An 11,959-nucleotide genomic window follows, 5' to 3' on the forward strand; every position below is an offset into this window, starting at 1 on the left:
AAAACGAAGTCCACTGAGGCAAAAACTTGCTTTGAGATGCAATAAATACACATAACTGAACCCCAGCAAAATGCTGGAATTGCTAAAGCGCAGCCATAGGCTCAGGCTTATTGTCTGTGATTGATATTTTGGGGGAGGCTGAGTGAAGAATGGTTCACACTACTACCCTGCTTAGCAGGTAGCAGCAAATATTGCGGGCTAGTGCTAGGCGTTAAATCCTGTCTTTTGGACAGGGCATCTACTGTCGCTTATGTGTGTGCCCACAGTGGGTCTCCGCAATGATTAAAGTCGCCACATTCTAAGGGACTGAAATGTAAAGTCAACCGCACATGTTATTACATATGTTTTTGTTTGAATTTACACTTTAAGTAAAAGTTAATTTTATGATCATTCTTGGGCTTGCGTGATTTTGTTGGGAGTGCTGGTGGTTTTGTGTGCTAATCATTGTTGTTTGATTGTTTATTTTTTGGCTGGTAGCGGTTGATTTTTGTTGTCAGATTTAACTGTGATATTGAATTATGGTTTTTAACGGTATGGCTTATCTCTGTAAGCTGTATTTGAGTCGCCAGAGATGAGTTAAGACTTTATCTAAAATGGGGGATTTGGCATTAGTGCACTTCGGGTATACCCTTGTCGTGCCAGCGGTGAGTCATTGTGCTCATTCAGATTAAGTCAGATTAAGATAGTTTGCTCTATTCAGATTTAGGGGGATTAAGCTGTGGCACACAATATCGATGAGTTGGATTCAATAGCTGCACCTATCGATCATAAATGCACCGCGAATATCAAGATCGCCAGTATCAATCTGTTTAATTTTATTGAGCCGCCTTTGGCTTACTATGATTTTGAAAATATCTATAGCCATGGGCAATGGCAGAAAAAGTGTCAGTGGTTGAGTGAGTTTCTCGCCCATCGCCAGCCCGATATTGTGGGATTTCAAGAAGTGTTTAGCCTTGAACCGCTCAAACGAATCGCCAGTGAGCAAGGTCTAGGGTATTTTGCGGTCGTTGATGAGCCAACTCTTATCAGTGATTACATTTATCGCAGCCCTGTGGTCGCGCTTGCCTCCCGGTATCCCATAGTGGAAATCAGCAGTGTCGAACCTGATACGCGTTTAGTGGCAGCCATGGGATTATCGAGTGAATTTGCCTTTAGCCGTAAGGTGCTGCGCGCAACCGTTGAAGTGCCACACATCGGCAAGTGTGACTATTATGTGGTGCACTTTAAATCAAAACGCGCCGGATTAGCACTTGAACCTAAGTTATTTGAACATCAACCTCTCGGACATCAGCCACTTAGTTTAGATAATTTAGCGCCCGCAGCGAGCATGAAACTGCATTCAGAAACCCAATTACTCACGGAGCAAGCCTTAGGTCGCTGGGCATCTACCATGCAGCGCGGCGCGGAAGCTGCGTTATTATTCAATGGCATATTGGTACGCAGGCAAGAATCTAAACATCCCGTCATAGTGATGGGGGACTTTAATGACAGTCTGACAATGGGCGCCTTAGATGCGTTAACGATACAGGGCGAGAGCATTCACACTAATGACATTAAAGCTGCGGGCCTTGGGCATTTATCGGATGCGACGTTAGCGGCGGTGTTTGCTCAGTATCAACTTAAAGATGCCTATGAGTTATTTATTGAAGCGAACTTGAGGGACAGTTTGACGGGCAATACCGCTTACCATAGAGAACACCGAGCGGCGACCCATTACTATGGCCCTAAAGGTTCAGTGCTGGATTATATTTTGCTTTCGAGTGAGTTTGATGCGAGCCATGGCCGCAGTTTAGCGCAAGTCGTAGATTATCAGACCTGCGATAGACACTTAATCAGACCTGAATATGAACGCGACGCCTACAGTACTGACCATGCGCCCGTCATTGTTGAGTTAGCGCTACGTAGCTAAGTTCTCGTGTTTACTGATTAATTCGTCTTATTTCAAATCATGTCAGTTGTCTTTACGGTTTTGTTAGCGTTGTTTCATTAACCATTCCTACATCATTTCGCATGAATATCATTCAGAATTAACCGTTAAAATAAGGTATGATCGGCCACCCGTGGATGATGGAAAATAAGCGCTGCGGCGCGTTCGGTACTCGCACTTAGGTGACATTGGGTATATCATCCGTTTCCCATTTTTTAGACAGCAGCCCTTTTTAGTGGCGGCCCTATTTTTAAAGGCAACTATGGCTATCAGAATCAAACTTAAACCCGGCCGCGAGAAGTCACTTGAGCGTCGCCATCCTTGGGTATTTTCCAATGCTATTCATAACATTAAGGGAAAACCTGAAGCGGGTGAGACAGTCGATGTGGTCGCGCATGATGGTCACTGGTTAGGTCGTGGTGCTTGGTCGCCTGAGTCGCAAATTCAAGTGCGGATTTGGACTTTTGATCGCGAAGAAGAAATTGATCGCGAGTTTTTTGCCAGACGTTTACAGCGGGCGCAAATCGGCCGTAACGATTTAATCCGCGAGCAAGGCTTAACGGGTTACCGTTTAGTGGCTGCTGAGTCCGATGGTTTACCTGGGATCACCATCGACAGATATGCCAATGTGTTGGTGTGTCAGTTACTGAGCACAGGTGCTGATTTATGGCGCGATACCTTAGTCGAGCTATTGGCTGAGCAATATCCTGATTGCGCTATTTATGAGCGTTCCGATGTGGATTCCCGTAAGAAAGAAGGCCTGCTGCCAGTTACCGGTTTACTGCACGGCACTCTGCCTGAAATGCCGGTGATTATCGAAGAGAACGGCATCAAGATCGCTGTCGATGTGATTAAAGGCCATAAAACAGGTTTCTATCTCGATCAACGTGATAACCGCGCCATTGCCGCCCGTTTTGTCAAAGATAAATCGGTATTGAACTGTTTTTGCTACACGGGGACTTTTGGTCTGTACGCTGCGAAAGCAGGTGCTGCCAGTATTGAAAACGTCGATGTGTCTTCTCTAGCCTTGGCGACAGCGCGCCTCAATATGCAAGTGAACGGTTTGAGTGATGACAATGTGCATTACAACGAAGCCGATGTGTTCAAGTTGCTGCGCCAGTACCGTGATGAAGGCAAAACCTTTGATGTGATTGTGCTCGACCCGCCTAAGTTTGCCGATAACAAAGCGCAGTTAAACGGGGCTTGCCGTGGTTATAAAGACATCAACATGATTGCATTGCAGTTATTGAATCCGGGAGGCGTGTTATTGACCTTCTCTTGCTCAGGATTAATGCCTGCGGATCTGTTCCAAAAAATCGTGGCCGATGCTGCGCTCGATGCGAAACGTGAAATCCAGTTTATTGAACGCTTAAGCCAAGCGAGCGATCACCCTATCGGTAGCGCCTTCCCAGAAGGATTCTACTTAAAAGGTCTAGTCGCCAGAGCTTGGTAAGCCAAGCGTTTGATATAAGCTGTCTGCGATGGGCAGCTGAGTCAGATAACATTGAACCCTAAAAAGAACCATAAAAAATGCCAGCCACTTTGAAAAAAGTGGCTGGCATTTTTACAGCGTATTTTTTATTGTGCATTTTTACAATCAGCAGCCTTGTGACTGTGATAGGATTTTTACGCTTAACTTATTTGGCGGTAAAGGTTTTTACGCCATCAGGGGTGCCAACGAGTAACACATCCGCACCGCGTTTGGCAAACAGACCGTTAGTCACTACACCGACTATTTCATTGATCTGACTTTCTAATTCTTTTGGATTAAGGATCTTAAGATTGTACACATCGAGGATCACATTGCCGTTATCGGTCACAACGCCTTCACGGTACACAGGATCGCCGCCAAGTTTAACAAGTTGACGCGCCACATAAGAGCGTGCCATCGGAATGACTTCTACGGGTAGTGGAAATTCGCCTAGTATGTCGACTTGCTTAGTGTTATCCACGATACAGATAAACTTCTCAGCCACTGCCGCGACAATTTTCTCGCGAGTTAATGCCGCGCCGCCGCCTTTGATCATATCCATACGGTCGTTAATTTCATCGGCACCGTCCACATAGACAGATAAACGATCGACGCTGTTTAAGTCATAAACGGGAATACCCAGCGCTTTCATTTTCTGAGTTGATGCCTCAGAGCTAGAGACTGCGCCTTCGATATCGGCTTTCATGGTCGCCAGTGCATCGATAAAGTGATTCACAGTCGAACCCGTACCAACACCAACAATGCTGTCTTTTTCAACGTACTTAAGTGCGGCCCAACCGGCAGCTTTTTTCATTTCATCTTGAGTCATGTTGACATCCTGTAACGGCAAATGAGTAAAAAATTCTGGGCTTAGTATACTCTTTTCCGATAAATAATGTGGCGCAATTCCACCGTGGGTGTGATCTAGATTGCTGGCATTTTCACATTAGCAACCAGTCCCAATAACGTAAGTAACTTAAGCAGTTAAGTTGGAAAGCATTTCGCTATACGCAACTAATCTAACTAAGCTACTATGGCAAAAGCAGAATGATTTATTGAGGATTTAGCATGGCAGGAGCGAGTTTATTAACCTTACTTGACGATATCGCATCGATTTTGGATGACGTAGCGGTAATGAGTAAAGTAGCGGCAAAGAAAACCGCGGGTGTACTGGGGGATGATTTAGCCCTCAATGCCCAGCAAGTGACGGGCGTAAGCGCCGATCGTGAATTACCCGTCGTGTGGGCAGTGGCCAAGGGGTCATTCCGTAATAAGTTGATTTTAGTACCAGCAGCAATGCTTATCAGCGCTTTTATTCCCTGGGCTGTCACCCCTTTATTAATGTTTGGTGGACTGTTTTTATGTTACGAAGGGTTTGAAAAACTGCATCACAGCTATAGCCATAGAAAAGGCCAGCAACAACACGAAACCCAAGTAGAGAATGAGTTACCTGAGATTAAAGATTTCGCCGCCTACGAGGCCGAAAAAGTCAAAGGGGCGATTCGTACCGACTTTGTGTTATCGGCGGAAATTATTGCCATTACCCTTGGTATCGTGGCGGACAAATCCCTATCGACACAGTTTTTTACGTTAGCTGTCATAGGGATAGTCATGACCATAGGCGTGTATGGCTTAGTGGCGGCAATTGTGAAAATGGATGATGCGGGTTTGTACTTGAGTCAACGTGAAGGCGCCTCTGTATTAACTCAAATGAACCGTAAATTAGGTTTTGGTTTATTGAGTGCAGCTCCCGTATTAATGAAAAGTTTAACGATTATTGGCACGGCAGCCATGTTTATGGTGGGCGGTGGGATTTTAACTCATGGCCTACACCTAGTCGGCGAGCAAATCCACCATGCTGAACAAGCGGTTGCTGCCATTGGTGTTGTTGGACCTGTGTTTGCTGTGCTGACGCCAAGTATTCTTAATGGCTTATTTGGTGTCGTTGCTGGCGCTGTTGCACTTATTGCGATGACAGGAATACAGAAATTGCGTAGTTAACTAGCTGCGCGCATCAACCATCAAGGATGAGCACGATGAAGTTAATGAAGTACTGTGTCTCCCCGAGTAAGCTGGCTTGGTTACGTAAAGAGTTTGGCAAAGATGCCGATGGGTTAATGGCGGTAATGGATGCTGCTGGCACGGCTTATCTTGATAACCTCAATGCCTTGACCGAGCTGCAGAAAAGTGAGCAGGTATCGGCCAAGGCTGAAAATGCAATTAAAGCTAAAACTCAACTTCAAGCGCAGCGTCAGTGGGCATATTTGTGGCTGCAGCAACGTATCGCTTTGACTACACGTATTGATGATATTGAACTTGCAGCGTTAGCAGCTTTTGAATTTCAACATGTCCGCATCGAGGTGGTTGAACCATCGGAGTTCGATGCGGTTGTCGCGCGATTACAGGCTGAGCAAGTCTTAGGTTTTGATACTGAAACCCGTGCAAGTTTTGAGCGCGGCGTGCAACATCCCTTGAGTCTTATCCAAATCGCGACAGCGAATACCTGTTATTTATTTCAGCATGCCATTTTGGGAGAGCAATTCATCCAGTTAAAAGCCTTATTAGAAGATGAAACCATACTCAAAGTCGGGGTTGGTTTACGCAGTGATGCACAAGCTCTCAAGCGGCAATGGGGCATTAATGTCGCCTCAACATTAGATTTAAATTGGGCACTGGCTCAACTTGGAGCGGAGAAGGAAATGGGGACGCGCCAGTTAGTTGCGGCGCTTTTGGGTGTACGTATCGACAAACCTAAAAAAGTCACCTTATCGAATTGGCAGCACGTGCCGTTATCCAGTGCGCAAATTCATTATGCCGCCGCCGATGCCTTGGCCGCACTCAAATGCTTCAACGCGTTAATCACTCAACTGACACCCTTTTATCATGCATCGAGTGCCGCAAAAGCCGCATTATTAATTCCTTCAAGTTTGATAGTGCCCTTGGCGAAATATTTTAAGGATGCAGAATGAAACACAAAACCCAAGATGCTGCAAAAGTTAAAATAATGCCATTACATTCGGATGTGAGCTCGCAAGGCACCAGTACTTTAGGTTTGATTTATCGCGTACTTGGCATCTTGCTTCTGTTAAGTGTTATCACTTTTTGGATTAATGCTTGGGCATAGATAGCGGTATTGCCAGCAGTCGAAAATAAAGGAGAACACTATGTTAGATGCTATTTGTGAACTCGAAACAGAGGATCATTTAATTGCGAGAACGACTTATAGTGTTTTTAAGTTTCAACAATTACCCGATGAGGATATCGAGCGTTTGCGGCAATGGTTAATTTGCCCCGCCTGCGGTGGTAAAGCATATTTCCGTAAAGCCTCAAAGGACGGTAAAGCCGCTTGTTTTGGCTCGCGATATCACCAAGCCGATTGTATTGAATTTAAACCTTCGGCACAAAAGTCCCGTGAGGAGCAAGATGCCATTGAAGTGCAGCAACAGCTGGTGGACGCCGATGCCTTAATGATCGACTTTAGCCGTAAACCTCGTCGCCATACGCCTGCAAACAAAGTTTCGACAACACAGGCATTAAGCAGCAAGACTGAGCCAACGCCTAAATTGTCCTCTATGCCTGAGTCATCGAAAGCGTCTGTTGCATCGTCAGTGGATGATCGAATACAAGAGTCGAAAACAGGCTACCAAGTTAACACAGCTGAACATACCACTGAAAAACGAGTGCCTAGCCAAGGGCTCGAAAAGTTACTCCACAGTTTATTGCGAGGTACAGATTTAGCGAAATCGGATCTCTGGGTATACACAGACGCTGAGCGAAAATACCGTTGGCGGGCGAAGAACCTGTTTGTCAATTTTGCCGATGCGGACCCAAGCGATAATAAACCCCACATGTATTGGGGCACGATATCCCACACTGACCCGACGATGAGCTGGCTTAACCCCGCCGACAGTAAAGATATCGGCATTCCTATCGATGGGATAAAGCAACCATTATTAGCGCAATTTGAAATAGAAGATAAACGCTGCTTTGAAGGTGCTGGTTTGATTTTATTTGGTAAATGTTTTTGGAATAAAGAAAAGACCCGCAAAATTATTCAGCTATGGAATAACGATTTGCAGCGGATTTTTATCTCAAAGTTGGAAGATTAATTGGCTTTGGGGAGAGAAACTAAAAAGAGGGGAGAAAAGGGGCTATTCCCGACGCACAAAAGCGTTACAGCAAAAGTCCCTATCTATATCACGCTGATGAAAGCGCTTACTTGCCGCAGCACTTCTTGAATTTTTGACCGCTACCACAAACGCAAGGCTCGTTACGATTCGGTTTTTTCTCGAAAGTCGTGGTCTTAGGCTTATTTAATAAACCTTCTAATTCAACAATATCTTCAGCGACGTCGGCATTGACTTCGATATTGGCGAACAGTTGGTGTTCGGCAACAATCGCGGCAACTTCGAGTTTACGCGCTTCGTCGGCAACAATTAATTGTAATGGTAATGCTTCTGTACCCGGTTTAGCGGCACGTTTAGTGTTGTAGCCATAGCTTTCGTGCTTTGGCTTAGGGGTTTTACGACCCTTGAAGAAAAATTTGTCAGACATGAGTGGTTCCGTCGAGCTGTGTATGAAATTGACGATGCTTATACTATAAAACGCCGATTTTATAAATCGAACTCAGATCTTTTTTCGATAAATGCGCGTCTTTAACCCTTAAGCACCTCAAAATGGCCGAAACGGCACACTTATTCGACGTCATCAAACTGATTTGTTGTGGGATCATTTAGTCGAGTTACTATTAACCTATGGGCTCTAAACTAAGTATCTACTACGTCATTAAGCTAATATGCGATGGCTTTTTAATCTCAGTGGCAGTTAAATCAACAGCAATAGCCTAACTTGTTTGAAAAACCTTCAGTTAATGAGTTTTGCCATAAAAAGTACTTTACCTTTGGAAGTGCTTTTAGCATAATGCCCCACGTCAACAGGGGTGTAGTTCCAATTGGTAGAACAGCGGTCTCCAAAACCGATGGTTGCGGGTTCGAGTCCTGCCACCCCTGCCAAATAAAACAACGGCTTGCATAGAAATATGCGAGCCGTTTTATTTTGTGTTGAATAAAGCGTAAAAAATGATTTTGCTTGGATTGAATAACTTGCCATTTTTTAACGCTACCAATTGCTGGTACTATTTCCATTTTTCTGTCGTAACCCTCCACATAACTGCGGTAGTAGGCTCATTTGCTGTCAATGCTTGTTCATCAAATAGGTTGTTGGCGAAGTCACTAATCCGCCAGTTTTTAGCTTGATAATCGACGCTAAAGCGAGTTACCACATAATCATCTGCAACTGTTATCGCCGTTATAAATTGAGCTGCCTGTGCTATCAAAGTCTTGGCTGTGTTCGAAATAAGATAGGCCAATCAGAGCCACGGTTATTTAAATCAAAACGGTATTTCTCCCATCTAAAATTTACCAATGTGTGACTGTTTGTGCCGTTACCTGTGTAAAAGTTTGCATCGAACCTTTGTCCATCATGAACCCGCAGTACATTGATCAAGCCTATTAGCCGTCAGAAATGAGTATTCCATGACACTTTATTTTTTGTTCATCTTTGGGATCTTAGTTCCAAAATCTAAGATTTAGTTTGAATTGAAGGTCATAACAGTACAATATAAGATTCATATTGAATGCATCTTAAGTGTGTTCATCATCGTTCTGCTACTCGGCTAACAACTATGCTAAATATTGATGATCCTACACAAACCGAACGTACTCACGCGTTATGGCGCTTAGGCTTTAGACCTTTTTTCCTTGGGGGAGCAATATTAGCTGCGCTATATATCCCTTTATGGCTATTAACTTGGTTTACTCCCCAATATAGTTTTTTCCCTTCATCCTTTTGGAGCAAGATATTGCCGCTATGGTGGCATCCACATGAAATGCTGTTCGGTTTTGCTATGGCAATTGTGTGTGGATTTTTGCTGACTGCCGTTCAAAATTGGACCAACCAACCCACATTAAAGGGATGGCCACTCGCATTGACCTTTAGCTGCTGGTTACTGGCACGATTATTACTCTTACTCCCAATGCAAGTTCCGCTCATTTTGCCCGCCTTGTTTGATTCCTTGTTCCTTGGTATGGCAAGCCTTACTCTATGGCGCTGCATTTATAAGGTGAAGCAATGGCGCAATATTGGTTTTCCGATCATGTTGTTTGCCGCACTCGTGATTAACAATGTCAGCTATTACGCTTTATTTGAACGCGACTTTATTCTTGCCAACCAGATCTGGCAGGCGATGTTATGGTGGTTAGCCTTACTTATCACCATAGTCGGTGGGCGTGTCATTCCATTCTTTACCGCGATGCGCATTAAGGCCACTAAAGCAGATCCCTTAACTTGGATTGAATACCCGCTGATCCTGACGATGATCTTGCTCGTCATTCAATCACTCATCCACCTTATACCTCTGGAAGTCGAGCGAGGCTTACTGCTCATTGCGGGGCTCTTGCAGCTGGTCCGATTTGCACGCTGGTTACCCCATAAAACACTGAAAGAACCTATGCTGTGGTCCTTGCATCTTGCCTATTTAATGTTGCCTCTTTGCCTGTTAGCCATGAGTTGGTATCTCGATAATGAATATGCCTACCGCAGTCTGCTTCACCTATTTGCTATTGGTTGTATGGCTACCCTGTGTCTTTCGATGATTTCCAGAGTGTCACTCGGGCACACAAGTCGAAATATTTATGAGGGCCCTAAGATGATCTTGGCATTTATTTGCCTACCGTTAGCGGCACTGCTCAGGGCGCTAATGCCCATCTGGTTTCCGGCCCACACCCAAGTCTGGTTATGGTTGGCTGGCAGTTGCTGGTTTATCGCATTTGCACTGTTTGTATGGCATTACTTGCCGATACTTTCTCGCCCCCGTATTGATGGGCGCCCAGGTTAATATTGATGTTAGGACAAAAGGATACAAAGTGAAAACTTATTTTAAAACAGTCACATTGCTAAAAATGATTTGCTTGCTCGCCATAACTACATGTACATCTGTAGCGGCTTCCGATACTAGCAATCAACAAAAATATCCTAACCAATATCAATCTTGGCAAGCCACCTCTGAACAAGTTGAACGCGAAGATATGCTCGCCAATTATCCCGCCAGCATCATACTCTGGGCAGGATCTTCCTATGCCAAAGAGTACCATAGCCCACGTGGGCATCATTTTGCCGTTGCTGATGTGACGCATACTTTACGTACAGGTATCCCCCCTAAAGCAGGAGAGAAAGGATTATCCGCCAGTTGTTGGACCTGCAAGACGCCGGATGCCCCTAGATTGATTGAACAACTGGGATTTGAAGGATACTCCGCTAAAAACTTTACCGATCTGGGCAAAGAGATCCAAAGCGTAGTGTATTGCAGCGATTGCCATGAATCTGGCACTAGCACTAATAAGTTAACTTTACCTCGCCCCCATGCCCAAGAGGCTATGGCTAAAATTCACCTGCCATTCGATAAACAAGATACCGATATGCAAGGTGCGCAGGTATGTGGTCAATGTCATGTCACTTACTATTTCCGTCCGGAAAAAAGTAATGTTGTAAATATTCCCTGGATTTTTGGCAGCACAGCCGATGATATTGAAAAATATTATGACACTCGCCGCTTCTTCGAATGGATCCATCCTCTTTCGAAAACGCCCATACTCAAAGCACGTCATCCTGAGTTTGAACACTGGAGTCGCAGTAAACATGCCGAAGTCGGTGTCACTTGCATTACCTGCCATATGCCAACCCAGCAGGATGCAAAAGGTGTTGAATTTACTAGCCATAAAGTTGATAAAGCCTTACCGCATTTTGATAACAGTTGCAGTGGCTGCCATAGCAGTAAAACCAAAATTGAAACCAAGCTCGCGGCTAATAAATTAACGATTGAGACCAAAGCCCGCGAAGTTGAAGCTCTGCTCGTCAAGGCCCACTATGAAGCCAAAGCGGCATGGGATGCAGGTGCTAAATGGGAGAATATGAATGAGCCCATTATGGCGATACGACACAGTCAGTGGCGCTGGGACTTTGCCATGTCTTCACATGGTTTGTATGCACATAATCCACAAGAAGGTAAGCAGCTTTTAGATAAAGCTATCGAACAAGCGAACGAAGCACGTCATCTGCTCGCTGGAATATTGAAGCAACTTAACGTGACTCAAGTTAGTTATCCAGATATCAGTACTAAGGAAAAGGCCCATCAAGCGATAGGGTTAATTGAATCGGATTTAATCAAAGAAAAACAAAAGTTTATTGAAGATGATGTTAATAAAAACTGGCAGCCTGTCGCAAAATATGGTTATTAGTTTATTAGCGGGTGGCTGATAATTTGAGGGATTTTAAAGCTCAAAAGCGAGAGGAAGTTCGAGTATTTATGCTTTGATTCAGTGAGCGTTATGCCAACAAGGCTTGGTCGGTTCTACAGCGATGCTCATCTTCCTTTGCACGAGCAATAACTGCAGCCGAAATGATTCATGTCATTTCGGCTGCAGTACATAACTCATTGATAGGTTGGTCAGTAACGACAAATTAATCACTGTAATCTGTGTCAGATATCTGTAATTCAGTTTTTT

The 11,959-nt window shown here is 44.5% G+C and carries 10 protein-coding genes and 1 tRNA gene; 9 read left to right on the plus strand and 2 right to left on the minus strand.

What is annotated here, in order from left to right; genetic code table 11:
* Positions 1–718 precede the first annotated feature (718 nt).
* Complete coding sequence (locus tag CKQ84_RS13330; RefSeq protein ID WP_105251668.1) at positions 719–1,909, plus strand: endonuclease/exonuclease/phosphatase family protein; 1,191 nt, start codon at positions 719–721, stop codon at positions 1,907–1,909.
* A gap of 280 nt (positions 1,910–2,189) precedes the next feature.
* A complete protein-coding gene (locus CKQ84_RS13335; protein ID WP_012090004.1) occupies positions 2,190–3,380 on the plus strand; it encodes a class I SAM-dependent rRNA methyltransferase in 1,191 nt (396 codons plus the stop codon).
* Between the two features lie 184 nt (positions 3,381–3,564).
* Here the strand turns inward: CKQ84_RS13335 and rpiA are convergent, their stop codons facing one another.
* Positions 3,565–4,227 carry a ribose-5-phosphate isomerase RpiA gene (rpiA, locus tag CKQ84_RS13340; protein ID WP_028761507.1) on the minus strand — a complete coding sequence of 221 codons (663 nt, stop codon included), beginning with the start codon at positions 4,225–4,227 and terminating at the stop codon, positions 3,565–3,567.
* Between the two features lie 239 nt (positions 4,228–4,466).
* Here rpiA and CKQ84_RS13345 point away from each other — a divergent pair, with 239 nt between their 5' ends.
* Genes CKQ84_RS13345 through CKQ84_RS13355 form a run of 4 tightly spaced genes read left to right on the plus strand, consistent with a single transcriptional unit; the run spans position 4,467 to position 7,507 of the window.
* Positions 4,467–5,399, plus strand: a complete 933-nt coding sequence (locus tag CKQ84_RS13345; protein WP_105251669.1) for a DUF808 domain-containing protein — start codon at positions 4,467–4,469, stop codon at positions 5,397–5,399.
* 35 nt (positions 5,400–5,434) lie between these two features.
* Positions 5,435–6,367, plus strand: a complete 933-nt coding sequence (locus CKQ84_RS13350) for a 3'-5' exonuclease (RefSeq protein ID WP_105251670.1) — start codon at positions 5,435–5,437, stop codon at positions 6,365–6,367.
* Positions 6,364–6,522, plus strand: coding sequence for a hypothetical protein (locus CKQ84_RS23880; protein WP_173913185.1), 159 nt, complete (start codon positions 6,364–6,366; stop codon positions 6,520–6,522). Before CKQ84_RS13350 ends, CKQ84_RS23880 begins: the two co-directional genes overlap by 4 nt.
* 40 nt (positions 6,523–6,562) lie before the next feature.
* On the plus strand, positions 6,563–7,507 hold the full coding sequence (locus CKQ84_RS13355; RefSeq protein WP_105251671.1) for a hypothetical protein: 945 nt from the start codon (positions 6,563–6,565) through the stop codon (positions 7,505–7,507).
* A 106-nt stretch (positions 7,508–7,613) separates the two neighbouring features.
* Here the strand turns inward: CKQ84_RS13355 and CKQ84_RS13360 are convergent, their stop codons facing one another.
* Complete coding sequence (locus tag CKQ84_RS13360; RefSeq protein WP_028761503.1) at positions 7,614–7,952, minus strand: PBPRA1643 family SWIM/SEC-C metal-binding motif protein; 339 nt, start codon at positions 7,950–7,952, stop codon at positions 7,614–7,616.
* A 381-nt stretch (positions 7,953–8,333) separates the two neighbouring features.
* Here CKQ84_RS13360 and CKQ84_RS13365 point away from each other — a divergent pair.
* The 3 genes from CKQ84_RS13365 to CKQ84_RS13375 all read left to right on the plus strand — a co-directional run bounded on the left by CKQ84_RS13365 (position 8,334) and on the right by CKQ84_RS13375 (position 11,692).
* Positions 8,334–8,410 (plus strand) — tRNA-Trp (locus tag CKQ84_RS13365).
* 671 nt (positions 8,411–9,081) lie between these two features.
* Positions 9,082–10,293 (plus strand): NnrS family protein, encoded by a 1,212-nt coding sequence (locus tag CKQ84_RS13370; RefSeq protein WP_105251672.1) that lies wholly within the window; start codon positions 9,082–9,084, stop codon positions 10,291–10,293.
* Positions 10,277–11,692, plus strand: coding sequence for an ammonia-forming cytochrome c nitrite reductase subunit c552 (locus CKQ84_RS13375; protein ID WP_105251673.1), 1,416 nt, complete (start codon positions 10,277–10,279; stop codon positions 11,690–11,692). Before CKQ84_RS13370 ends, CKQ84_RS13375 begins: the two co-directional genes overlap by 17 nt.
* Positions 11,693–11,959 lie beyond the last annotated feature (267 nt).

Origin of the sequence: Shewanella sp. WE21 (assembly GCF_002966515.1) — a bacterium.
GTDB classification, from domain to species: domain Bacteria; phylum Pseudomonadota; class Gammaproteobacteria; order Enterobacterales; family Shewanellaceae; genus Shewanella; species Shewanella oncorhynchi.